This window comes from Promicromonospora sp. NPDC090134, assembly GCF_044746965.1.
Taxonomy (GTDB): Bacteria; Actinomycetota; Actinomycetes; order Actinomycetales; family Cellulomonadaceae; genus Promicromonospora.
This window is the reverse complement of the sequence record NZ_JBIVCZ010000004.1, coordinates 160,570-185,492: the sequence shown is the minus strand read 5'-3', so window position 1 is coordinate 185,492 and position 24,923 is coordinate 160,570. Positions and strand designations below refer to the sequence as shown.

At 72.4% G+C, this 24,923-nt stretch carries 18 protein-coding genes; 14 read left to right on the top strand and 4 right to left on the bottom strand.

The features are described 5' to 3' along the window. Positions 1–42: 42 nt before the first annotated feature. From ACIPN7_RS13150 to ACIPN7_RS13110, 9 genes are all read left to right on the top strand, one after another. Positions 43–1,734, top strand: a complete 1,692-nt coding sequence (locus ACIPN7_RS13150) for a LysM peptidoglycan-binding domain-containing protein (RefSeq protein ID WP_400542438.1) — start codon at positions 43–45, stop codon at positions 1,732–1,734. Continuing rightward, the gene (locus ACIPN7_RS13145; protein WP_400542435.1) at positions 1,727–3,553 is read left to right on the top strand and encodes a discoidin domain-containing protein; all 1,827 of its coding nucleotides are present in this window, start codon (positions 1,727–1,729) and stop codon (positions 3,551–3,553) included. Before ACIPN7_RS13150 ends, ACIPN7_RS13145 begins: the two co-directional genes overlap by 8 nt. Before the next feature lies 1 nt (position 3,554). Then, a complete protein-coding gene (locus ACIPN7_RS13140) occupies positions 3,555–7,985 on the top strand; it encodes an FtsK/SpoIIIE domain-containing protein (protein ID WP_400542432.1) in 4,431 nt (1,476 codons plus the stop codon). Between the two features lie 187 nt (positions 7,986–8,172). Further along, a complete protein-coding gene (locus tag ACIPN7_RS13135; protein ID WP_400542429.1) occupies positions 8,173–9,447 on the top strand; it encodes a HupE/UreJ family protein in 1,275 nt (424 codons plus the stop codon). A gap of 145 nt (positions 9,448–9,592) precedes the next feature. Then, entirely contained in the window at positions 9,593–12,025 is a 2,433-nt protein-coding gene (locus ACIPN7_RS13130) for a fibronectin type III domain-containing protein (RefSeq protein ID WP_400542426.1), read from the top strand. Between the two features lie 175 nt (positions 12,026–12,200). After that, positions 12,201–13,556: a WxL protein peptidoglycan domain-containing protein gene (locus tag ACIPN7_RS13125; protein ID WP_400542423.1), complete on the top strand. Its 1,356-nt coding sequence runs from the start codon at positions 12,201–12,203 to the stop codon at positions 13,554–13,556. A gap of 11 nt (positions 13,557–13,567) precedes the next feature. Continuing rightward, the gene (locus ACIPN7_RS13120) at positions 13,568–14,230 is read left to right on the top strand and encodes a BMP family ABC transporter substrate-binding protein (RefSeq protein WP_400542420.1); all 663 of its coding nucleotides are present in this window, start codon (positions 13,568–13,570) and stop codon (positions 14,228–14,230) included. A 38-nt stretch (positions 14,231–14,268) separates the two neighbouring features. Then, positions 14,269–14,637, top strand: a complete 369-nt coding sequence (locus ACIPN7_RS13115) for a DUF2200 domain-containing protein (protein ID WP_400542417.1) — start codon at positions 14,269–14,271, stop codon at positions 14,635–14,637. Between the two features lie 336 nt (positions 14,638–14,973). Further along, positions 14,974–16,725 carry a DUF222 domain-containing protein gene (locus tag ACIPN7_RS13110; protein ID WP_400542414.1) on the top strand — a complete coding sequence of 584 codons (1,752 nt, stop codon included), beginning with the start codon at positions 14,974–14,976 and terminating at the stop codon, positions 16,723–16,725. Between the two features lie 81 nt (positions 16,726–16,806). Here ACIPN7_RS13110 and ACIPN7_RS13105 read toward each other — a convergent pair whose 3' ends face one another. Then, positions 16,807–17,541, bottom strand: a complete 735-nt coding sequence (locus tag ACIPN7_RS13105) for an SDR family NAD(P)-dependent oxidoreductase (RefSeq protein WP_400543249.1) — start codon at positions 17,539–17,541, stop codon at positions 16,807–16,809. Between the two features lie 134 nt (positions 17,542–17,675). On the opposite strand from ACIPN7_RS13105, the gene ACIPN7_RS13100 reads away from it, so the two are divergent. Then, positions 17,676–18,074: a winged helix-turn-helix transcriptional regulator gene (locus ACIPN7_RS13100; RefSeq protein ID WP_400542412.1), complete on the top strand. Its 399-nt coding sequence runs from the start codon at positions 17,676–17,678 to the stop codon at positions 18,072–18,074. Positions 18,075–18,328: 254 nt separating this feature from the next. Here ACIPN7_RS13100 and ACIPN7_RS13095 read toward each other — a convergent pair whose 3' ends face one another. Then, complete coding sequence (locus tag ACIPN7_RS13095) at positions 18,329–18,547, bottom strand: alpha/beta fold hydrolase (RefSeq protein WP_400543246.1); 219 nt, start codon at positions 18,545–18,547, stop codon at positions 18,329–18,331. Positions 18,548–18,746: 199 nt separating this feature from the next. After that, positions 18,747–19,319 carry a TetR/AcrR family transcriptional regulator gene (locus tag ACIPN7_RS13090; protein ID WP_400542409.1) on the bottom strand — a complete coding sequence of 191 codons (573 nt, stop codon included), beginning with the start codon at positions 19,317–19,319 and terminating at the stop codon, positions 18,747–18,749. A 92-nt stretch (positions 19,320–19,411) separates the two neighbouring features. Between ACIPN7_RS13090 and ACIPN7_RS13085 the strand changes: the two genes are divergently transcribed. From ACIPN7_RS13085 to ACIPN7_RS13070, 4 genes are all read left to right on the top strand, one after another. Beyond that, a complete protein-coding gene (locus tag ACIPN7_RS13085) occupies positions 19,412–20,152 on the top strand; it encodes an SDR family oxidoreductase (protein WP_400542406.1) in 741 nt (246 codons plus the stop codon). A 110-nt stretch (positions 20,153–20,262) separates the two neighbouring features. Further along, on the top strand, positions 20,263–20,850 hold the full coding sequence (locus ACIPN7_RS13080) for a TetR/AcrR family transcriptional regulator (RefSeq protein WP_400542403.1): 588 nt from the start codon (positions 20,263–20,265) through the stop codon (positions 20,848–20,850). A gap of 11 nt (positions 20,851–20,861) precedes the next feature. Continuing rightward, a complete protein-coding gene (locus tag ACIPN7_RS13075) occupies positions 20,862–21,635 on the top strand; it encodes an SDR family NAD(P)-dependent oxidoreductase (RefSeq protein WP_400542400.1) in 774 nt (257 codons plus the stop codon). Between the two features lie 184 nt (positions 21,636–21,819). Then, positions 21,820–23,181, top strand: a complete 1,362-nt coding sequence (locus ACIPN7_RS13070) for a family 43 glycosylhydrolase (protein ID WP_400542397.1) — start codon at positions 21,820–21,822, stop codon at positions 23,179–23,181. Positions 23,182–23,286: 105 nt separating this feature from the next. Here ACIPN7_RS13070 and ACIPN7_RS13065 read toward each other — a convergent pair whose 3' ends face one another. After that, complete coding sequence (locus tag ACIPN7_RS13065) at positions 23,287–24,918, bottom strand: hypothetical protein (RefSeq protein WP_400542394.1); 1,632 nt, start codon at positions 24,916–24,918, stop codon at positions 23,287–23,289. Positions 24,919–24,923: the final 5 nt, after the last annotated feature.

Below are 24,923 nucleotides of genomic sequence, written 5' to 3'. Positions count from 1 at the left end.
GCGGCTCACCTGGAGCGCGACACATCTGAAGACGGAGCAACTGTGCAGCACGCACCCCGTATCGCCGCCGCTCTCGCAGCGGCGGCCCTGTTCACGACCGCCGTCACGGTTCCTCTCGCGGCCGCCGCCCAGGCGGCCACCACGGGTCCCGTTCTCGTGGGCGCCGCCCACGCCGCGGTCCACGCCGGCCCTGCCGCGCACCACCTCGCAACGGACAAGCTCGCCACGGACACGAAGGCCGGCGAGAAGGTCAAGTACTACGTGGTGCCGGCCAAGCCGGAGGGCCAGCAGGAGTTCCTGTTCGACATCGCCCAGCGACTCCTCGGCGACGGCAACCGGTACAAGGAGATCTTCGAGCTCAACAAGGGCCGCACGCAGCCCGACGGCAACGCCCTGGTCGACGAGACCGTCCTGCTGCCGGGCTGGGTCCTGCAGCTGCCGGACGACGCCGAGGGCGAGGGCATCGAGGTCGGCGTGCTGCCGACGGGGCCTGCCGAGGGCGCCGGCGAGGCGAGCGCCTCGCCCGAGGCGCCGGCCGCGCCGTCCGTGCCCTACTACGTGATCGCGACGACGCCGGAGGGCGAGCCGGAGTACCTGCACCTGATCGCCGAGCGGTTCCTGGGCGACGGCGAGCGGTACACGGAGATCTTCGAGCTGAACAAGGGCCGCACGCAGCCCGACGGCGGCAAGCTCACCGACCCGGCGGTCGTGACGGTGGGCTGGGTGCTCCAGATGCCGGAGGACGCCAAGGGCGAGGGCCTGCAGAACGGGCCGCTCCCGGGCGCGAGCCCGTCGGTGGAGGCGAACGCCCCGACCGAGGCGACCGACCCGGCCGGCTCGGCCGGCTCGGACGAGCAGTCCACCGGCGGGTCCGGGCTGGAGCCCGTCCTGATCGGCATCGGCCTCGCCGTGGTCGCGGCGGCCCTCGTGCTCCTCGTGGTCTACGCGGTGCGCCGCTCGCGCTCCGGCCGCGCGGAGCCCTTCGACGACAGCCTGCTGCGCACCGACACGTCGGCGTCGTGGATGGTGGACCGTGCCCTGCGAGTGCTGCTCGCGTCGTGCGAGCGCGACGGCGTCGAGGTGCCGGGCATCACCGGCGTCTTCATCGAGGGCGGCGCGATGCGCCTGCGGCTGGCCGGCCCGGTCTCCCCGGCGCCCGAGCCGTGGGTGGCGAACGAGGACGGCCAGAGCTGGTCGGCGCCCCTGGCGCGGCTGCAGGCGGCACCCGCCAGCGAGGCCTCGACCGCGCAGTTCTCGCGGCTGGTCACGATCGGCGTGGCCGAGACCGGCCGGGTGCTGGTCGACTTCGCCCGCGCCCGTGGTGTCATCAGCCTGGACGGTCCCACCCGCGCGCGGCACGAGGTGCTGCGCCGCTGGCTGGGCGAGCTGACGGGCAACCCGTGGTCGAACGACCCGCGCGTGGTCATGGTCGGCAACGGCCTGCCGCAGCCGGAGCAGGTGGAGCACCTGGCGGCGATCGAGCAGGTGATCCCGGAGCTCGACGCCACCGGCGGCGGCGTGCTCGTGCTGTCGCAGGCGCCGTCGGTGGCGCAGCAGGACCTGCTGGCCGCCCGGTTCGCCGACCCGCGCTTCGCCTGGGTGGTCATCGTGCTCGGCGAGTCGACGTCGGCGAAGTGGCGGATCACCGCCGGCGACGACGGCTGGCTGCGCAGCGGCTTCCTGCCCGACGTCCGCTACACGGAACAGACGGCGGTGCGACGGGCCGGTGAGTGAACGACTGACAAGGGTCGCGCGCCGCTTTCTGGCGCCGACCCTGGTGACCGCGCTGCTCGTCGCGCTCGTCGGCACGGGCGTCGTCCCGGCGCAGGCGCAGGAGGACCCGGTACTGGTCTCGCAGGGCAAGCCGACCGTCGCGTCGTCGCTCGAGAAGCCCGAGTTCCCCGCGCGCCAGGCCGTGGACGGCAACCCGAACACCCGGTGGTCGAGCGCGTTCAGCGACCCGCAGTGGCTCCGGATCGACCTGGGGCGGTCCACGACCATCCACCGGGTCGAGATCGACTGGGAGGTCTCCTACTCCACGGACTACCGGATCGAGCTGTCGAACGACGGCGAGACCTGGGAGGCGGCCTCGATCCAAGCGGGCGACGGCGGCAACGACGTGCTCAACTTCCTTGGTGAGGGCCGCTACGTGCGGATGTACTCCGGGGCGCGCGTCGGCACGGCGGGCAACTCCATCTGGGAGATGCGGGTCTACGGCGAGCCCGAGCCCACGCCGACCGCGACGCCGACGCCGAAGACGCCGGACCCGAAGCCGAGCGTGACGCAGCAGGCGGAGGCCACCCCGACCCCCACGCCGACGCCCGTGCCGAGCCGCACCGGCCCGCCGGGCTCGGTGCTGTACTACGTGGTCAAGGCGACGCCCGACGACAACGTCGAGAAGCTCAACGACATCGCCGAGCGGTTCCTGGGCGACCGGGAGCGCTGGCCGGAGATCGCCGCGCTGACCGAGGGGCACCGGCAGCCCGACGGCGAGTACCTGACCGACCCGCGGACCCTGACGCCCGGCTGGGTGCTCCGGATGCCGAAGGACGCCGTGGGCAAGGGCCTGAAGTTCGGCCCGCTGCCGGGGTACGAGGGGCCGTCCCCCTCGCCGTCGGCCACGCCCTCGCTCGAGCCGACCCCGACCCCGGCGTCGACCAGCGACGTGGCCGGGGCCGACGACGCGGCCTTCTCCCTGCCCGTCGTCCCGATCCTGCTGAGCGTCGGCGGGCTGGTGCTCCTCGCGCTCCTGGGGCTGGTGCCGCTGTGGCTGGTGCGCCGGCGCAAGCGGCACGAGCCGTTCGACGACAGCCTGCTGCGCACCGACACCTCGGCGGCGTGGACCGTCGACCGGGCGTTGCGGGTGCTGATGGCGGCCTGCGAGCGCGACGGCCTGGAGATACCGGGCACGACCGGCGTGTTCATCGAGGGCAGCTCGCTGCGGCTGCGGCTGACGAACCCGGCCTCGCCCGCTCCGGCCCCGTGGCAGGTGAGCGAGGACGGGCAGAGCTGGTCCGCGCCGCTGGCGAAGCTCCAGTCCGGGGCGGCGTCGGAGAGCCCGACCACCCTGTTCTCGCGGCTGGTCAACCTGGGGATGGGGGAGACGGGCCGGGTCCTCGTGGACTTCTCCGTGGCCCGCGGCGTGATCAGCCTGGACGGCCCCACCCGGGTGCGGCACGAGGTGCTGCGCCGGTGGCTGGGCGAGCTGACGGGCAACCCGTGGTCGAACGACCCGCGCGTGGTCATGGTGGGCAACGGCCTGCCCCGGCCCGAGCAGGTGGAGCACCTGGCGGGGATCGAGCAGGTGCTGCCCGAGCTGGAGGTGGGCGACGGCGGCGTGCTGGTCCTGTCGCAGGCGCCGTCCGCGGCGCAGCAGGACCTGCTCGCGGCCCGGTTCGCCGGCCCGGACTTCACGTGGGTGGTGATCGTCCTCGGCCAGGCCCCGTCCGCGAAGTGGCGCTTCACCGCGGGCGACGACGGCTGGCTGCGCAGCGGGTTCCTGCCCGACGTGCGCTTCGACGAGCAGACCGCCGTGCGGCGGGGAGGCGAATGACATGCACGCTCTGATCACCGTGCGCCACGGCGCACGCGAGACGCTCCTGTCCCTGGACCTGGACGAGCGCACCAAGGCGGCCGACCTGGCCGAGCGGCTGGCGGCCGAGGTGGGCGCGCCCCGCGGCAGCACGATGTACGTGGACGGCCGCGCCGTCCAGGGCCACGGGGTGCAGGACCGCTCCGTGCACGGTGCCGCGATCGCGACCGGTCCGGGCGCCGAGCTGCTCGTCGCCGACTCCGGCGTCCGGGACGGCGCCGTCGTCACGTTCGCCGAGCCCGGGATCGGGACCGGCGGTTCGGGCGGCCCCGTCGACCTGTGCGTCACGGGCGGCATCGGCACGGGCGCGGTCGCCCGGCTCGGCGTCGGCGAGTCGATCCTTCAGGTGGGTCCCGACGGCCGGGTCCGCGTCGACGAGCCGCGCGAGGGCGGGCTGGCCGCCATCGCCGTCGTCGTGGGGCTGGACGGCGCCGTGCGGGTGCGGCGGATGCCGGACCCGCGCTCGGCCGGGCGGCTCGTGCACCTGGACCGGTCCGAGGACCCGCTGGGCGAGGACGACGCGCCGTGGCCCGCGGGCACGCAGCTCCGGATCGGTCCGAGCGTCCTGACGGTCCAGTCCGCCACGCGGCCCGACGCCGACCTGCGGCCCGCCACCGAGCCGGGGCACCTGGACTACAACCGTCCGCCGCGGCTGCTGCCGCCGATGCCGCCCACGCACTTCCGGCTGCCGAGCGAGCCGGTGGCTCCCGCCCGGAACCCGCTGCCGTGGCTCGGCATGGCCATGCCCGCGGTGCTGGGCGTCGTGATGGCGATCGTCTTCAAGTCGCCGTTCTACCTGATGTTCGCCCTGGCCTCCCCGCTGATGGGCTGGGGCAACTGGTGGATGTCCAAGCGCAACGGCACGATCACGCACAAGGAGCGCCTCAAGCAGCACGCCGAGGAGCGGGCGGCGCTGGAGGAGGAGGTGCTGGAGGCGGTGCGGCGCGAGCAGCACCGGCGCCGGGTCTCCAGCCCGGGCGCCGCCGAGCTGCGGCTGATCGCCACCACGCCGACGCGTCGCCTGTGGGAGCGCCGCAGCACGGACAGCGACCACCTGACGGTCCGGCTCGGGCTCGCCGACGCGACCAGCCGGGTCGAGGTCGAGGACAGCGCCGAGCCGGAGCACCGCCGCAAGACCCGCGCGACCGTCCGGTCCGTCCCGGTCACGGTGTCGCTCAAGGAGGCCGGCGTGGTCGGCCTGGCCGGTCCCGGGGACTGGCCGCGTCGTCGGGCCCGCTGGATGGTGGGCCAGCTCGGGGTGCTGCAGAGCCCGCGTGACGTCCAGGTCTACGTGCTGACCAGCTCCGAGCACGTGCAGGACTGGGCCTGGGCGGCGTGGCTGCCGCACGCCCGCCCGGCGTTCGGCCAGGACGCCGTCGCCCTGATCGGCACGACGACGGACACGCTCGCCGCCCGCGTCGCCGAGGTGAACTCCCTGATCACGCAGCGCCGGGCCGCCATGGAGGGGGCCGGCGGCAAGGTCATGTCCGGCCCGCAGGTCGTGGTGGTGCTCGACGGCGCCCGCCGCCTGCGCGCCCTGCCCGGCGTCGTGTCCATCCTGCGCGACGGCCCCGGCGTCGGCGTGAGCGTCGTCTGCCTGGACGGCGACGAGCAGCTGCTGCCGGAGGAGTGCACGGTCGTGGCGCTCGCCCGCGTCGACGGCGGCATGACGCTGCGCCGGCAGGACGCCGATGACCTGCGCACCATCCTGGTCGACGAGGTGAACGACGACTGGTACGAGCCGGTGGCCCGCGCCGTCGCCGCGGTGCACGACGTGACCGCCAGCGAGGGCGAGGGCCTGATCCCCGACTCGGCGCGCCTGGTCGAGGTGCTCGACATCGAGGAGGTCGACGCCGAGCAGATGGTGGCGCGGTGGCGGATGATCTCGACCGGCGGCAAGGGGAGCACGGCGGCCGTCGTCGGTGTGTCCCTGGACGGGCCGTTCGTGCTCGACATGGTGCGCGACGGGCCGCACGCCCTGGTGGGCGGCACGACCGGTTCCGGCAAGTCCGAGTTCCTGCAGACCGTCGTCGCCTCGCTCGCCGTGGTGAACACGCCGGAGACCATGAACTTCGTGCTGGTCGACTACAAGGGCGGCGCGGCGTTCAGCCAGTGCGAGCAGCTGCCGCACACGGTCGGCATGGTCACCGACCTCGACACCCACCTGGTGGAGCGCGCGCTCGACTCGCTGCGCGCGGAGCTCACCTTCCGGGAGCACGTGCTGGCCGCCGCGGGCGCGAAGGACCTGGAGGACTACCTCGACGCGCAGAGCCGCGGGTATGTCGGCCCCACGCTGCCGCGCCTGATGATCGTCATCGACGAGTTCGCCTCCATGGTGCGCGAGCTGCCCGACTTCGTCACCGGCCTCGTCAACATCGCCCAGCGAGGCCGCTCGCTCGGCATCCACCTCATCCTCGCCACGCAGCGCCCGTCCGGCGTCATCTCCCCGGAGATCCGCGCCAACACGAACCTGCGCATCGCGCTGCGGATGACGGACAAGAGCGAGTCCAAGGACGTCATCGACGCGAACGAGGCCGCGGAGATCGCCAAGTCGCAGCCCGGCCGCGCCTACGCCCGGCTCGGGCACTCGTCGCTGGTCCCGTTCCAGTCGGCCCGCGTGGGCGGACGGCGCCTGTCGCTGTCCGACGTCGGGCAGGTCGAGGCGCCGTTCGTCGCGCGGATCTCCGTGACCGACCTCGGGGCCCCGGCGCCCAGCCGCCCCCGGGTCAAGCGCAGCGAGGACGTCGAGACCGACCTCGCGGCGCTGGTCGAGACGCTGCGCGAGACGGCGCGTGTGGGCGGCTGGGACGAGCCGCGGCGGCCGTGGCTGCCCGCGCTGCCGGACCTGCTGCCGTTCGACGATCTGGTGCAGACCAGCGCGCAGTCGCAGTTCGCCTGGGCGCTGGAGGACTCGCCGTCCGACCAGCGGCAGGGTCCCGCCCTGATCGACCTGGACGAGTTCGGGCACCGGTACGTGGTGGGCGCGCCGGGCAGCGGCCGGTCGACGGTGCTGCGCACCAGCGCGTTCGCCGCGGCCAGCCAGATGTCGGTGGCCGACCTGCACCTGTACGCGATCGACTGCGGCAACGGCGCGCTGACGGTGCTCAACGAGCTGCCGCACACCGGCGCCGTCGTGCAGCGCGGGCAGGCCGAGCGGGCCAAGCGCCTGCTCACCCGCCTGCAGGCCGAGCTCGGGCGACGCCAGCAGGTTCTCGCGGCCGGCAACTTCGCCAGCGTGACCGAGCAGCGTGAGCTCGCCGAGCCGGGCGCCCGCCTGCCGCGCGTGCTCGTGCTGATCGACCGCTGGGAGAGCTTCATGAGCACCTACGGCGAGGTCGACAGCGGCAAGCTGGTCGAGACCGTCCAGGAGCTCCTGCGCGACGGCGCGAGCGCCGGCATCCACCTCCTGGTGTCCGGCGACCGCAGCCTGCTCTCCAGCCGGATGAGCGTGCTGACCGACGACGCGCTCGTGCTGCGGCTCACCGACAAGTTCGACTACGGGATGGTGGGCATCGACCACAAGAAGCTGCCCGAGGAGATCCAGCCGGGACGTGCGTTCCGGTCGGGCAGCGGGCTCGAGGTGCAGGTGGCGATCCTCGGCGACGACCCCTCGGGTCGCGCCCAGACCAGCGCGGCCCGCGTCATGGCCGCCATGATCCGGGAGCGGGAGGACGTGGTGCCCGGCACCGGCCCGTTCCGCGTGGACGACCTGCCCTCGACGATCACGGTGGACGCCGCGTACCAGTACGCCGGTCCTGAGGCCGCGCAGCCGATGTGGGCGCTGCTCGGCGTCGGCGGCGACGACCTGACCGCGTTCGGCATGGACCTCGCCGGGGACGCGCCCGCGTTCCTGGTGGGCGGACCCTCGAAGTCGGGGCGGTCCACGATGCTGGCCGTGATGACGGAGTCGCTGCTGCGCGGCGGCACCCAGGTGGTCATCCTGGCGCCGCGCCCGAGCATCCTGCGCGACCTCGAGGGCAGGGCGGGCGTGCGCGCCGTCCTGACCGGCACGGAGATCACCGAGGAGGAGCTGGCGCCGCACCTCGACCCCGACGGCGAGCCCGTGGTGCTCGTCGTGGACGACGGCGAGCTCGTGGCCGACGTCCCCGCCAAGACCTGGCTGCGCGCGTACCTGCGCACGGCCGCGGACAACCGGCGCGGCCTGATCCTCGGCGGCGACGCCTCCGAGGTGGCCAGCGGCTTCTCCGGCTGGCAGGTCGACGTCAAGAAGAGCCGGCGCGGCGCGCTGCTCAGCCCGCAGGACCGGTTCGACGGCGACCTCGTCGGCGCGAGCCTGCCCCGCTCGGCGGTCTCGACGCAGGTGACGCCGGGCAAGGCGCTGGTGCACCTGGGGTCGGGCGAGCTGATGACGGTGCTGGTGCCGACGCTGTAGCGGTTGTTGTTGCTGTAGCGGGCTGTCGCGAGCCGGGACCGGGCTGCCGGTCCCGGCTCGTCGGTCTTGTTCGGCTGGTCCTGTTCGGCTGGTCCTGTTCGGCTGGTCCTGCTGGCCGGTCCTGTTGGCCGGTCCTGTTGGCCGGTCGTTCGCGGGCCGTTCATCCCGGTGGTGGAGGGTGCGGCCCGTGCGTCGCTCTCCGACTGTCGCGGCAGCCTCCGCGCTGCTCGCGTTCCTCCTTCTGCCCGCGCTCGCCCCCTCGGCGGGCGCGCACGGCTTCACCTCCACCGTCTACGCCGACGCCTCGACCCCCGAACCGGGCGTCGTGCGCACCGAGCTCGCCCTGGAGTACGACCTGCTCGTCGTCTCCGCCGCCGAGTACCAGGACGACCGAGCTTTTTTCGACGAGGGGATGGCCCTCTGGGAGACGGGCGAGGAGCCGACGGCGCTCGCCGCCCACGCCGACACCGTGCTCGGCTACGTCACCGACCGCTTCCAGGTGACGGCCGACGGCGCGGCGTGCGCCCCGGCGCAGGTCGGCGGCTTCGAGATCACCGACCGCGAGGGCGTGCCGTACGCCGTGCTGGTGCTGGACCACGCGTGCGGGGCGCCGGCGGAGACAGGGAAGCCCGTCGACCACGAGGTGCGCAGCACCCTCTTCGCCGACGACGAGGGCTACGTCACCGGCACCACGACCATCCTCGACTACGAGCTCGACGGCGCCGCCGGCAGCGCGGCGCTCACGCAGCACACGCCGTCCTTCTCGACGGTCGAGCACTGGTACGAGCGCATGGGCCATTTCTTCGTGCTGGGCGCGGAGCACCTGCTGCTCGGCCCGGACCACCTCCTGTTCCTGCTCGCGCTGATCGTCGGCTCGCGCCGCCTGCGGGACGTGGTGCTCGCCGCGACGTCGTTCACGCTGGCGCACTCGGTGACGTTCCTGCTGGCCGCGCTCGGCGTGGTCAGCGCGCCGGCGGCCGTGGTCGAGCCGGTCATCGCGCTGTCGATCGCGGTGGTGGCGGCCTGGCACGTGTGGGGGATGTGGCGCGGGCGGGGATCGCCGTCGCACGCGGGCGCCCTGGGGCATGAGGGCGTGCTGGAGCCGGCTCGGGCCGGACGGCTCGGGCTCGACAGGGCTGGACAGGGCTGGGCTGGGCTGGACCGGGCCGACTGGTTCCGGCTCGCCGTCGTCTTCGCCTTCGGCCTGGTCCACGGCCTCGGGTTCGCGGGTGCGCTCGGCATCGACGAGCCGTTCTCGTGGACGTTGCTGTGGTCGCTCCTGGTGTTCAACGTGGGCATCGAGGTGGTGCAGCTCGGGATCATCGCCGTCGTCTTCCCGCTGCTGATCCTGCTGCGCCGCCGGGCGCCGCGCACCGCGCTGTGGACGGGCGTCGTGGTCGCGGCCGGGGTGACGGTCGTCGGGCTGTTCTGGTTCGGTCAGCGGCTGTTCGGGCTGGGCTGACAAGGGACTTCGCGGCCGGGGCCGAAAGATCACCCGCCGTCGCGCCGCATGTTCATCTGTCGCTCATCCCGGCGTCGGCACCGATTCGTCTCCCGGGGCAAGTGTCGGCTCGGCGCCGCTCGGCGCTCCCTTCACTGGAGGACTCATGCAAGCGAATGACCATCGCCCGGCCGCGTCCGTGCGCGGCTGGGGTCGTTCAGCCGTCGCGGCGGTGGGGCTCGTCTCCGTCGTCGCCGGCGGCCTGACCTACGCCGCGACGTCGGCGGGTGCAGCCGACCTGCCCTCGACGTTCCTGGGCGGCACGACCACCTGGGCGTACTCGGACGACAACACCGACCCGGCCGCGGGCAGCAGCGACCGGCTCACCTGGACCTACGCCGGGTTCGACGACGCGGGCTGGCAGCGCGCCGCCGGGCCGTTCGGCGCGAAGAACGGCTCGGCGACGCCGGACCTCGGCTCCGGCTTCCCCGTGACCACGGTGCTCGACCACTACGTGGACCCGGCTGCGGCGACCAAGGTCGCGATCCCGACCTACCACCTGCGGACCACGTTCGACGTCACGGCGGACCAGCTCGCTCAGATCGCGTCGCTGCGCGGCGACGTGACGTTCGACGACGCGGTGCAGATCTTCGTCAACGGCACCAAGGTGGCCGGCTTCGTCGACGAGCGCGTCGAGGCCGTCCCCGACGCGCAGAAGAACCTCACCTACGCCGGCGCCAGCGCCGGTGACCCCGTGAACCAGCAGTTCAGCGTCCCGGCCGACGTGCTCCAGGCCGGCGTGAACACGCTGGCGATCGGCCTCTACAACGACCGGGCGAGCAGCTCCGACGCGTACCTCGACCTCAGGTCGCTGGTCCCCGTCGAGGTGCCCGAGGAGGAGCCGACCACCACGGTGACCGACCTCGTGCTCGGCATCGGCGCGACCCAGGCCGAGCGCAACCTGGCCTGGTACTCGGACCAGGACACCGAGCAGGTGGCCCAGATCGCGCCCGCGGGCGAGGTCGTGGGCGACGTGTTCCCGGACGACGCGATCAGCGTGGCGGCCACGGGCGGTCCGTCGTCGAGCGGCGAGTTCTACCGCCACGCGACGTTCACGGGGCTGCAGGAGAACACCGCGTACTCGTACCGGGTCGGTGCCGAGGGCGCCTGGTCGGCGGTCTCCACGTTCCGCACGCGGGACTTCGACGGCGACTTCGACTTCCTGTTCTTCGGCGACCCGCAGCTCGGCTCGTCCGGCAACGTGCCGCGCGACACCGAGGGCTGGGTCGACACGCTCGACGTCGCCACGGCCGCCTACCCGGACGCCGAGATGCTCTTCTCGGCCGGTGACCAGGTGGAGTCGGCGAGCAGCGAGGCGCAGTACGAGGCCTTCCTGTCGACCGACCACCTGCGCCAGATCCCGTTCGTGGCGAACAACGGCAACCACGACGTCGGCAACAAGGCGTACCGCCAGCACTTCAACACGCCGAACCTCGACGAGACGGCCGGCCCCGGATCCGGCACGAGCTCGGGCGGCGACTACTGGTTCGTCTACAACGACGTGCTCTTCCTCAACCTCAACTCCAACAGCCGCGACTACGCGTCGCACGAGCGGTTCGTGCGCGACGTCGTCGCGGAGCACGGCGACGAGGCGAAGTGGAGGGTCGTGTCGTTCCACCACTCGATCTACTCGGTGGGCCCGCACGCGACCGACAGCGACGTGATCGACCGCCGCAACACGTGGCCCACGCTCTTCTCCGAGCTCGGCATCGACCTGGTGCTCCAGGGCCACGACCACAGCTACGCCCGCTCGTACCTGATCCGCAACGGCGAGAAGGCCGACCCCGCCGAGGAGGCGGGCGCCGACGTGCTCACCCCGGGTCCCGGCGGCGTGCTGTACGTGACGGCCAACTCGGCGTCCGGCTCGAAGTACTACTCGGCGAACGCGGCCGGCTCGTGGTGGCTCTCGGCCTTCAACCAGGAGAACGTGCGCAACTACACGGCCGTGGAGGTGTCCGACGACGCCATCTCGGTGCGCACCATCCGCTCCGAGGCCAAGGACGCCGACCGCCCCGTGAACTCGGTCGTGGACCAGGTGACCATCGCCAGGCCGGTCGACCCGAACACCCAGAAGCTGCAGGTCGTGGTGCCGCAGGGCGCCCCGGGCGAGTTCGTCTGGAGCATCGACGGCGCCAACACGCTGGTCGACCTCGGCACCGCCGAGGCCGCAGGCGACCACTACGCCGCCGAGGGTTCGATCAACCCGATCCGGGTGACCGACACGCGCCGCGGCGGCCCGCAGTGGTCGCTCTCGGCCCAGGTGGGCGACTTCACCTCCGGTGACCAGTCGTTCTCCGGCAAGTACCTCGGCTGGACCCCCGACGTGATCGAGGCGGGTGGCGGCTCCGTCGCCGGTGCGCAGATCGCGACCGGGTTCGGCGGTGGACCTGGCCTGTCGGAGTCGGCGGCCCTCGGCCGCGCCGCGGCCGGGCACACCACGGGTTCGGCGCACTTCGGCGCCGACCTCGACCTGAAGATCCCCGTCGACGTCACCGACGGGACCTACCGGGCCACGCTCACGCTCACCGCGCTGAGCTGACCGAAGCGGGGCTGACCTGCGCGGGCTGACCTGTTCGAGCTGACCTGCGTGGGCTGACCTGCGCAGTGCCGCCCCGCGCCGGGCGGGCGGCGCTCTCACGAGGAGCGTCGCCCGCCCGGTGACCCGGTCGATCCGTCCCGAACCTTGTCTGAACCGCACCATCGAAGGAAGCTCCATGCCCGTGCCCGCCGCCCGCGCGACCACGCGCCGTGTCGCCGCTCGCTCCTCGGCCGCGTTCGCGGCCCTGTCCACGGGGCTCGCGGCCCTGCCTGTGGGGCTCGCGGCCCTGGCCGTCACCCTCGGGACGGCGCTCGCCGGGCCGGCTGCCGCTGCGCCGGCGACCGCGCCCACCGACGACGTCACCTGGGGCGTGCGCACCGCGACCAACGACCACGGGGCCGAGCGGGAGAACTTCCGCTACACGGTGGACCCGGGCGCCAAGGTGTCCGACGAGCTCGTCGTCACCAACCACGGCGAGACCCCGCTCAAGCTCGACATCTACGCTGCCGACGGCTACACGACGACGGCGGGGCAGCTCGACGTGCTGACGCGGGACACCGGCGCTGAGGACACTGACACGGGGGACACTCACACGGGGGACACCGACACGGGGGACACCGGCTCCGTGCACGTCGGGTCCTGGCTCGACCCCGCCGTCGACCAGGTGCGCCTCGCGCCCGGCGAGAGCGCCGACGTCCCCTTCACGCTCGACGTGCCCGACGACGCGACTCCCGGCGACTACGCCGGCGCGATCCTCACGTCGCGCACCGTCACCGCGCAGGAGGCGGGGCTCGACTACGAGACCCGGTCCGGGATCCGCGTGTACCTGCGGGTCGCCGGCGACCTCGCGCCGAGCCTGACGGTCACCGACGCGCACGTCGGGTACCACCAGACCCTCAACCCCTTCGGACCGGGCGACGCGACCGTCACCTACACCGTCCGCAACGACGGCAACGTCCGCCTGGCCGCGCAGCAGGACGTCGGCGTCGCCGGCCCGTTCGGCTGGCTCGGCGCGCAGGGCGCGGCCGCCGACGTGCCCGAGCTGCTGCCGGGCGAGTCCTGGCCCGTGTCCGTGCCGGTCGACGGCGTGGCCCCGCTGTTCTGGCTCGGCGCCGACATCGTGCTCGTCGCCCAGCTTCCCGACGTAGCCGGCGCGACCCCCGGCGTGGCCCCGGTCGAGGCCCACGCGTCCGGCTTGGCCGTGCCCTGGCCGCTGCTCGCCGTCATCGTGCTGCTGGTCGGAGCCGTCGTCGTGATCGTGCGCCGCCGCCGGACCCGCGGGCAGCGCGAGGACGCCCGCGTGCAGGCCGCCGTCGCGAAGGCGCTCGCGGAACGCGCGGCGTCGGAGGGCACGTCGGCGGAGGGCACGTCGGCGGAGGGCACGTCGGCGGAGGGCACGGCGGTGGAGGGCACGGCGGTGGAGGGCGCGGCGGGCGAGGGCGCGGCGGGCGAGGCCGAGGAGTCGACGGGCTCTGACCAGGCAGCCCCTGAGGAATCAGAGGCGCCGAGGTCCGGGGCGGTCGCACCGTGATGCGGCCGGCAGTGGGACTCACCGCGAGTCTGGCCGCGGCCGCCGTCGCGCTCACCCTCGCCGCGTGCGGCGCCGTCGCGCCCGGCTCGACGTCGGACGGCGTCGCCAGTCCGCCGCCCCTGACCGGTTTCGCCGCGCGGTTCGTCGGGTCCAGCCACGAGCCGGCGCCGGAGGCGACGGTCCGCCCCACGCCGGGCACGTGGGACGACGTCGCCGTCCCCGCCGGGTACACGATCGTCGTTATCGCCCGTGGCGACGACGACGCGACGGCGACCCTCACGGACGCCGTCGAGCGCTACGCCGCAGACCACGGGGCGGACCTGACCGTGCTGGAGGCGCGGAGCGACGACGAGGTCGAGCAGCGCATCGACGAGGCCGTGACGGCCGCGCCGGACCTCGTGGTCGGCGTCGGCGACGGCGTGGTGGACGTCTTCTCCTTGATCACCGCGCAGTACCTGGAGACCGACTTCCTGGTGGTCGGCGCGCAGCTCCCGGAGCCGACCCACAACGTGACCGCTGTCGTCTGGCCGGGCGCTGAGTTCCGGGGAACGGGGCTGGGCAACGACGACGCCCACCCGGCCGCAGTCACGCCCGGCCGGGCGCGCGAGGCGGTCTCGGCCGGGGCGGCCAGTGTGCTGCACGACCTGACGGGCATCGTCATCGAGCTCGGCTAGGTGCTCGGGGTGTCGGAGGGCTCGGTTAGGGTCGAGGAATGGCCGGACACCGGATCTTCGCGATGAGCTTCGCCAGCATCTACCCGCTGTACGTGCAGAAGGTGGAGCGAAAGGGGCACGCCACTGCCGAGCTGGACCAGGTCATCACCTGGCTCACGGGCTACGACGACGCCGGGCTGCGCCGTGTCCTCGACAGCGACGTCGACCTGGAGACCTTCTTCGCGCAGGCCCCCGCGATGAACCCGAACGTGTCCCTGATCAAGGGCGTCATCTGCGGGTACCGCGTCGAGGACATCGAGGACCCGCTGATGCAGCAGATCCGGTACATGGACAAGCTGGTCGACGAGCTGGCCCGTGGCAAGAAGATGACGTCGATCCTGCGGGGGAGCGCGACGGCCGGGATCTGAGGCGGGCGGCACGGAGTCCTCGGTCGCGGCGATGGTTGCCGGCTCCCTGCCATGGTGCGATCCCGCCATGTCCCGATCCTCTCTGTCGAGGTGTGCGCGAGGCCCCTGAGGCGTGCCCCTTGAGCAACAGTAGGCCTTGATCTGCCTCGGGAAGAGTTATCCACGGATTTCAAATGCGCCTCGCAGTGCGTATGAATGTTCGAGACAATGGTGTCAGGCGAACGGCGAGGGCAGGGGGTGGCACCGGTGGAGTCCACGAACGGGCGAGGAACTGAGGGCGTGCAACCAGCTGGTGCTCCTGCTGCTGGCCCGGCAGGCGTGGCCTCGTTGGAGGGTGTGCTGGACCGGATCGAGGCCGCGGTGGGGGAGCTGGCGGCCCTGGTGGCGTCGGAGGTGCTCGATGGTTGGGGCGCTCCGTCGATCGCCAGGCTGATGCGGGCCCACACCCGGGTCCGCAAGGTGACCGGACGGTTGGATGGTGTGCGGTTCACGGTGCTGCCCCGGATCGAGGACGAGGGTTCGTGGCGTAGTGGTGGCATGTCCCGGACGTTCACGTCCTGGCTGCGCCTGCGCGAAGGCGTGTCGGCGTCGACGGCTCGGAAGGACGTCACCGCCGCCCGCCGCCTGGCGCAGGCGTTGCCGGTGACCCGTGAGCGTCTGGTCGCCGGCACCCTGGGCGCGGATCATGCCCGCGTGATGTGCGAGGTGGCCCCGACGAGTCAGAGTCGTGAGGACGCGTTGGCGTGGCTGGTCGATACCCGCACGGGTGAGCCGACCACACCAGAACTGTTCGTCCAGACGGTGCCGATCGATCTGCCCGACCCGGCGGACGACCCGGACGGTACCCGCACCCGTGACCAGATCACCGAGGTGCTGGAGACCGCGATCTCCGAGGGGACCCTGGTCACGGGTGAGGGTCTGGTGTTGCGGGAGGCGGGAGTGTTGAACGCGGATCAGTTCCGGGTGGTGGCGCGCCGGTTCGCCACGGTGACCGATCCGGACACCGATGACGTGGAGGACGACATGGCCGCCCGGGGTGAGTTCCTGGACGTGTCCAAGACCCTGGGCGGCTTTCACGTGGCGGGGTTTCTCACTGACGAGCACGGTCTACTGGTCTCGACGGCGATCACGGCGTTGATCGGTGCCCCGGCCGCTGAGGATGATCGGTCCCCGGCGCAGCGTCGGGCGCAGGGACTGGCGGATCTGGCACGCCTGACCCTGGACGCGAATGTCGTTTCGCCCGGTGCTGCGATCCCGCCGCATCTGAACGTGACGGTGTCGTGGTCGGAGCTGACCGCGCAGGTCACCCGTACCCGGGACGGGTTGTGCCTGACCTGCGGACAGGCGCAGCCAGGTCGGGGCAGCAAGCCCTCACTCCCGGTCCCGCGCGGCACAGGACCGACGACACCGGGCAGCGCGACGACACCGGGCAGCGCGACGACACCGGGCAGCGCGACGACACCGGGCAGCACGACGACACCGGGCAGCACGAGAACACCGGGCAGCGCGGCGACACCGGGGCGGGTCACCGTGCCCGGTGCGCCTTCGGTGTCCGGGTTGCTGTCCGTGGGTGGTGCGGTGTTCACGGAGTCAGGTGGTCGGGTGCCGTCGGGGTTGTTGCGCAGGTTGGCGTGTGACAGCGCGGTGACGCGGGTGGTGTTCGGCCCGGATGGTGCGGTACTGGATGTGGGGCGGGCGCAGCGGACGGTGTCGGGGCAGATGCGTCGTGCGGTGATCGCGCGCGATGGGCATTGTGTGTTCCCGGGCTGCGATCAGCCGCCGTCGCGGTGCGAGGTTCATCATGCGGTGACGCACTGGGCTGATGGTGGTGGGACGTCGGTGGGCAACAGTGCGTTGTTGTGCTGGTACCACCACCAGCTCGTCGATACCCGGGGCATCACGATGCACTGGGCCGGTAAACCTGCCGCGCCCACCGGGGCCGGGGCGCTGCTGGAGACCGGGTGGGCCTTCACCGACGCCCGTGGTCACCGCCTCCGCCTGCCCGAACCCATCGACCCGATTCCCGTACCGAGCGAGGCTGCCGACCCCGACGACTCGTCCGCCATGCCACCCGCGACGGCGGCATAGCCGATGGCCCGGCGATGCCCTGGCTCTGCCCTTCCTCGCGCGTTCGAGAGGCGAGGTCGGGACGAGCCAGGGCATCGCCGGTCAGACCGCGTTCGGGGTGAGCGCGTTGAAGACGACCTCGCGTTCGGCGCCCGTGGCGATGCGCCAGACCGCGTCGGCGAGGTCGTCGGGGTCGAGCACCGGTTCGGGTGTTGCTTCCGGCGCATCCGCTGCGCTGACGTTCGTGGTCGCCCGGCCCGCTGTCAGCATCCGGTGGATGTCGCCGCGCTCGATGAGCCCGCCCACCACGAGCGAGCCCACGTGGACGCCGTCGGGCCCAGCGGCCGCGGCGAGGGTCAGGGCGTAGGTGCGCAGCGCGGCCGAGGCCGGCGCGAACGGCCCGAGGAACGGCAGCGGGACGACGGCGCTGAGTCCCGACACGTAGACGATCGCTCCGCTGCCGCGCTCGCGCATGCCCGGCAGCACCAGTCCGGCGAGCTCGACGGCGGGGTCCACGACCTGGGCGGCGGCGGCGCGGACGTCGTCGGCGCGCGTCTCGAGGATGCCGATCGGGGCGGCCGCCGGGTTGTCGGCGCCTGGCCCGTGATAGACGACGTCGACGGGTCCGAGCTCGGCCTCGACCTCGCCGACCGCGCGCCGCAGGTCACCGGGGCGGCGCACGTCCGCGGCGACGGCGACGGCGCGGACCCCGGCCGAGCGGAGGTCGTCCAGGTAACCGGGGTGCCGGTCGGCACTGCGGGAGACCAGGCCGACCTGGTACCCCTCCTTGCCGAACCGCCGGGCCACCGACATGCCGAGGCCGGGTCCGGCGCCCAGGACCAGCAGGGTGGGGGAGTGCTCATTCTTGTCTCCTCGTCGTCTCGCCGTCGAGCTGCCCCGACGTGACCGTTGGATACGGTGACGTCATCGATCCTCACGGCACCACGGACGTCTCGGAAGAAGGCACTTTCATGTCAGATGGGAACACCGGTGTCCCCCACCCCGACGCCCACATGGTTGCCGCCGCCGACCGCGGCCAGCTGCCGGGACGGGTCCCGACAGCGGACTACGAGGCGTGCCCCGTCACGCACACGGTGCGGATGCTGGGCGACAAGTGGACGCTGCTCGTGCTGATGCTGCTCGCCGAACGCGCGCACCGCTTCAACGAGCTCCACCGGCGCGTCGACGGGATCAGCCAGCGGATGCTGACCCGTACCCTCCGGGCGCTCGAGGACGACGGACTGGTCACCCGAACCGTCTTCCCCACGGTTCCGCCCGGGGTCGAGTACGACCTCACCGAACGGGGCCGCGAGCTGCTGGTCCCGCTGTCGGCCCTCGCGGACTGGGTCGTGCGGGACCGGGTGGCATAGGCGGTTCGCGCCGCCCGCCCCTCCGTGGGCGCCCGGCCCCGCACCCCGTGTCCCGGACCCTCCCAGGACCCTCCCAGGATCTTTCTGTCGCGTCTTGAGCGGCGGAATCTCGCTGGTTAGCGTCGCGCCGGACGCGCGGCGACGTCGCGCCCGGAACGGAGGTCGTGCCCAGGGCAGACGGCGTCCCGACGGCAGTACGGCAAGGCCGCTTCCCGCCTCTGGGCGGGGGAGATGTGGCCGACGGCCACTTGAGCTCATGCGCGCGGTGTACCTCGTCCGAGCTCCCGGATCGCGTCGAAGAGATCTTGAGGGATCTCGAGCTGTGGGAGGTGCCCGGTGCCGGGCAACACCGTGAACGACGATCCCGGGATGGCCGCGGCGTAGGCGCGGCCGTAGTCGGGGTCGACGATGCCGTCGCTCTCGCCCCACACGACGTGCACAGGCAGGTCGAGGTCCCTGAGCCGCTCGAGCAGGGTGCAGCAGCACGCGTGAGTGCGTGCGTTCGGCGAGAAGGTCAGCGAAGCCGATCATGGTGCGCGCGCCGCCGCCACCGTGCAGGAGTAGGAACGGCCGGGTTCGGTCCCAGTCCTCGACGGTCACGGGTGTTCGACCGGCGGCGACCGAGACGGTGATGGTGTGCCTCTCGCTTCGCGTCCACGACTACGCCGCGCGTCAGTGGTCGAGCCGGCGTAGTGCCTGGTCGATCGCCGCGCGCAGCCGCTGGGGATCCTGGCCCGCGCGCTGCCGCACCCGCAGTCCGGTCAGGACGGTGAACAACAGGTCCGCCGTCGCCTCGACGTCGAGGTCCGCGGGCAGCTCGCCGGTGGTGATCCCGCGACGCAGCAGGGTTGCGATCACACCGGTCGTGCCGTCGAAGGCGGCGTTGACGCGCCGGGCGGTCTCCGGGTCGCCATCGCCCAGCTCGGTGGCGGTGTTGACCATGAAGCAGCCGGGCTCGTCCGGTGCCCCGACCATCGACCACAGCCAGTCGCGCAGCGTCGCGAGCACCGGCCGCTCCTCGGCCAGTGCGTCCGCGTTGCGTGCCGTCTCGCGCTCCTGGTAGAGGTCCAGTGCACGCAGGAACAGCTCGTGCTTGTCGCCGAAGGTCCGGTACAGGCTGCTCGGGTTGAGTGCGAGGGCCGCGCCGAGATCGCGCGTGGAGGTGGCGTGGTAGCCGCGCCGGTGGAACAGCTCGGAGGCCCGCGCGACCACGTCCTGCTCGTCGAACTCCCGGGGTCGTGCCATGGCCCAAGCATACCTCGATTGTGTAGCGACCGCTCCCGTACTAGGGTGCGTCAACATACGGGAGCGATCGCTCCCCAACGAGGAGGCCAATGATGAGCAACAAGGTGGCGGTCGTCAGCGGTGGGACCGCGGGCATCGGTGCGGCGGTTGTCGAGCGCCTGCGCGGTGCCGGCTATTCCGTCGTCACGGGGTCCCGCTCGGCCGTGCCCGAGAAGAGCGACGACCTGACCGTGGTGCGGGCCGACCTCGGCACCGGGCAGGGGGTTGAGGCGCTCGCCATGGCCGCGCTCGAACGCGGCCGCGTCGACGCCGTGGTCAACAACGTCGGGCGGTTCGACCACCGTGCCTCGTTCCTGGACATCACCGACGAGCAGTGGCGGGAGAGCTTCGCCGTCAACGTCCTCTCGGCCGTACGGCTGACCCGCGCACTGCTGCCGGCCCTTCTCGAGCAGGGCGGTGCGATCGTCAACGTCTCGTCGATCAACGCCCGGTTGCCGTTTCCCAATGTCGTCGACTACTCCGCGTACAAGGCCGCGCTGACCAACCTCACCACGAGCCTGTCGGAAGAGTTCGCCCGGCGTGGTGTCCGGGTCAACGCGGTGTCGCCCGGACCTGTCCGCACCTCGAGCCTGAGCGCCGTGGCCACCGCGTCCGGCATCACCCGGGACCGCACCCTTGATGAGGGCGTGCCCGCGAAAATGGGCGTCACGCTCGACCGCGTGGGCGAAGCCCACGAGGTCGCCGAAGCCGTCGCCTTCTTCCTGAGCCCGCACGCCCAATGGATCACCGGTTCCGACCTCGTGGTCGACGGGGGAACCATCAAGACGGTCTGACGGGTCCAGCCCACTGGGCCTGGACCGGGCCCAGTGGGCCGCCGGAGCGGCGGATGGACGGTGCGCCGCCTGCGGCCGTTCTGGGTCTATAGCGGTGCTACATTGTAGCGGTGCTACAGAACGCGCTCGGTGACGCCCGCCAGCGTCTGCTCGCCGCCGCTTTCGAGATCGCCACACGTGACGGTGTCGACGCGGTCTCCACGCGTGCGGTCTGCGCGGCAGCAGGCGTGCAGGCCCCGTCGCTGTACCACCACTTCGGCGACCGGTCGGGACTGATCCGCGCGGTCGTCGATACGGCGTTCGAGGAGTACTTCCAGCGCAAGGACACCGCTGCACCGGTGGACGACGCGGACCCGTCCGCCCGCGTCGCCGCAGGATGGGACGCGCACATCGCATTCGCGCACGCCTACCCAGGTCTCTACACGGCGATGTACCCGACATCGGGCCCGCCGCCGAGCCAGGTCGAACGAAGCGGTGCGCTGCTGCGCGCCGGTTTCGACGAGCTCGAGCAGGCAGGTGCCCTCCGGGCAGGGGTCACCGCGGCGCTGGCGACGAACGCGCTTCGCGCAGCCCTCCGCGGTGTCGCCCACGCCGTCGCCGCGAACCCTGACAACGACGACAACGACGCGACGTCCGCCGTCGTCCGTGACGCGCTCATCCACGCGCTCGTCTCGGATCAATCACCCGACCCTCGCTAGGGACCAACACCATGACCGACCTGCTCACAGGCAAGACCATCCTCATCACCGGCGCTTCGGCCGGCATCGGCGAGTCCGCCGCGCACCTGTTCGCCCGCGAAGGTGCGAACGTCGTCATCACAGGCCGCCGCAAGCCTGAGCTCGAGCGGGTCGCCGAGAACATCGAGAGCGGTGGAGGCAACGTCCTGGCCGTTCAGGCCGACACCACCGACGCCGGCGAGGCACACCGAGCGGTCGCTGCCGCGGTCGAGAGGTGGGGGCACCTCGACGGCGCCCTGAACAATGCCGGTCGCACCCAGGGCGGCGGCCGCCTCGCCGAGGTCACCGACGAGACCTTCGACGCCGTCCTCGAGACCAACTTCAAGGGCGTGTGGCTGGCCATGCGCGCCGAGCTGCAGGCCATGACCACGGAGGGCGCGCCTGGCGGCTCGATCGTCAACGTCGGCAGCATCGGCGGCACCTTCGGCGCTGCCGGGCAGAGCGTGTACGGGGCGACGAAGGCCGCGGTCGTCGCCATGAGCCGCGCCGCCGCCGCCGAATACGGCCGCGACGGTGTCCGCGTCAACGCCATCGCACCCGGCGCCACGATGACCGAGATGATGGTCGCCTGGCAGGAGCGCGACCCGGGCATCGTCGAGCATCTCAGCTCTCTCGCCGCCCTCGGCCGCCCAGGCAGACCCGACGAGATCGCCGAAGCGGCCGCATGGCTCCTCAGCGACCGCGCGAGCTACGTCACCGGCATGACCCTCGGCGTCGACGGCGGTACCGCCCCGTGGCCGCACTGAGTCGTCCCGAGCCGCACCACCACCCCCTTCGAACAGCGTGTTGTTGTGCTGGTGGGGGCCGGCTGGGTCCCCAGCCGGCCCGTGGCCGGACCTTTCTGTCGCGTCTTGAGCGGCGGAATTTCGCCGGTTAGCGTCGCGTCGGACGCGCGGCGACGTCGCCGCGCCTGGAACGGAGGTCGTGCCCATGACAGGTCCAGCGAACGGTTTTCCCGTCGACCGGCGGGCGCTCCTGGCGGGTGCCGCCGGGGTCGCCGGCTCCCTCGTGGCGGGGCTCGCCCTGCCTGCCGCGTCGGCCGCGGCGGCACGCGGCCGCTACCCCGCGAACTGGCCCGACCCCGAGCCCTATGGTCTCGCGGACACCCGCACGGACCTGTGGCCGCGCAACGACAACTCCTTCGTCCTCCCCCTCGAGCTGCGCCCGCGGGACCGGGAGCTCGGCCGGGTCTGGATCCGGGACACCTATGTGAACTGCTTCGTCGTCGACGGCAAGCCCCTCTATGTCGCCACGGGGACCACGCGGGTCCCGGGGCTCCCGGCCGCCGGTCCCTGGAACGACGGCATCTTCCTGTGGCTGGCTCCCTCGCTGCGCGGGCCGTGGCGGCTCGCCGACACGACGGCGATCCGGTCCGACGCCGAGCCGGGCGCCGAGAAGGGCGCCGAGAAGGGCAAGGTCTGGTCGCCCGAGTTCGTGGGCGAGAACCGGCCCGGCCGCACCGTCGTCGCCCCGTGGCAGGAGTACTGGGACGACCATGGCCAGTTCGGCAAGCGCGGCAACGCCTGGGCGCCGGAGGTGCACTACTTCCGCGGTACCTGGTACATCGTGGCCTGCATGGGTGACCACTCCACGAAGGTCGGCTCGTTCCTGCTGATCAGCGAGGGCGGCCCCGAGGGCCCGTACCGCCTGGCCGAGGGCAACGCCGACAAGCCCTTCGGCGACTCGTTCGTCGGCGGGCCGTCGTTCATCGCGCCCGGGGCATACCACCACATCGACGGCAGCATCTACACCGAGGACGACGCCGCCTGGCTGGTGCTGCACAACCACCTGTACGCGCCGTTCCGGGACGACATGGAGGACATCGTCCCGACGACGGACCTGCCGCTGTTCCAGCAGACGCCGTACACGCCCGAGCCGTACCTGGAGGGCGCGTACGTGTTCAAGCACGGGGGCAAGTACTTCCTGGTGCACGCCGCGTGGGACCGCGCCTCGACCAACACCGACGGCACCACGCGGAACGCCTACGACACGGCCGCGCCCGGTCGGGTGCAGTACCAGTACGACGCCGTCGTCGCCGTCGCCGACCGGTTCGAGGGCCCGTACTCGGAGCGCTGGACGGCGGGGGTGGGCGCGGGGCACAACAACTTCTTCCTCGACCACCACGGCCAGCCCTGGGCGACGTTCTTCCGCAACCCGGCCGCCGGCTACTGGGCCGACCCGTCGCGGGTGGGCGACGCGGCGGCCGCCGGCGTCGTCCGCCTGGAGTGGACGGGACCGGAGGGCAACCGCCTGTACGCGGCCCGCCGCCCTGGCCACGGCCCGCAGGCCTGACCGCCGCACAAACCGTTGAGTGCTGGGTGCTTGCGGGATCAGGTGGCCCGATCCCGCAAGCACCCAGCACTCAACGGTCTGTGCGTGCGGCGAAGGTGGTGCGGGTCAGCCCTGGCGGTCCGCCAGCGCCGTCTGGTACTCGTCGCGGATCGTGTCGCCGCCGCCCTTGGCCCATGCCGCGGCGGCGTCGGCCCAGGCGGTGACGGGCTTGCGCCCGGCCAGGATGTCGCCCTCGACGGACGCCAGCTTCTCGCCGAGCTGGCCGCCCTTGCGGCTGGCCGTGTCGCTGAACAGGCCCTGCACCGGGTTGCGCACCGCGGTGGGCACGACGGCGGCCTGGGCGTCGTGCTCGGCCTGCGCGACGTCGGGGTCGCCGGCCTGGAAGTTCACCCAGGGGCCCTCGACCACGTACTTGAGCCCGAGCTGGATCTCGGTGCGGCCCTGATCGGTGAGCACCGGGTCCGTGCCGTCGAGCTCGTGGTGCACGCCCTCGACACCGTAGGTCCTAAAGAGGTGCTCCTCGGAGCCGAACGGGGCGGCGAGGTAGTTCACCAGGCTGAGCAAGGCCTCGACGCGGCCCTCGGACTTCTTGCTGATCGACGTGATGTTCTGGACGGGCGCGCCCAGGTGGATGCCCGCCGTGCCACCGCCCTCGGCGAGCGGGGGCGCCGCGACGGCGAGCCGGAAGTTCTCGTCGATCGGGTAGTTCGAGAAGTCGGGCCACGCGCTGAACGTGTCGTCGAGCATGCGGATCGTGCCGTTGACCAGCCAGGTCTTGCGCTGCGGCTGGGTGGCCGGGACGCCGTCCGGGTGCACGAACCCGTCCGCGACCAGGCGCCGGCCGAGCTCCAGGGCCTCCTGCTGACGCTCGTGCAGGTTCGCGCTGGTGAGCTTGCCGCCGTCCTCGGACCAGCCGTTCGGGATCTCGTACATCTGGCGCAGGTGCCCCAGCGGCACGCGCCCGAGCGCCCAGGTGTTGCCGCCCGAGAGGTCCTTGCACAGGTCGTAGAACTCCTCGGCGGAGGTCACGTTCGGGTCGATGCCCTCGGCCTCGAACCAGTCCTGGCGCGCGTAGAACACCATGCTCTGCGCGGGCCCGCGGGGGACCGGCACGGCGAAGATCTTGCCGTTGTAGACGCAGGACTGCCAGCTCTCGGTCGGGATGTTCGCCAGGAACGGGTACTTCTTCACGGCGTCGCCCGAGAGGAACTCGGTCAGGTCGGTGGCGCGTTCCTCCAGCAGGCTCGGCAGGCCGGGGACATCGCCGGGGAACATCTCGAAGATGTCCGGCAGCCGGTCGCCGGCCACGGTCGTCTGGAACCGGTCGGAGAAGTCGCCGGCCGGCGTGAGCGCGATCGTCAGGGCGAACCCGAGCCGCTCGTGCAGCTCCTGCCAGTAGGCGTTCTTGTCGGCTCCGGGCGGCACCGGTGTGTTGGTCATCCCGAAGATGCCGATGTCCTTGCCGTCACCGATCGTCCCCTCCGTCACCTTCTGGGGGCTGGCCGGATACTTCAGCATGGTGTCGGGCACGCCGTCGGTGCCCTTGATGTCCATGGGCACGCCGCCGTACGGGACGTACGTGGGCAGGGCGACGGTTGCGTTGCCGGTCAGGGCACCGCCGCCACGGCCCTCGTTGCTGCAGCCGGCAAGGCCGAGCACGGCGAACGCGCCGAGGCCCATGCCTCCCATCAGGAGGCTCCGGCGGCTGATGTTCGTCTCCGTGAGCAAACGGTTCATGACTA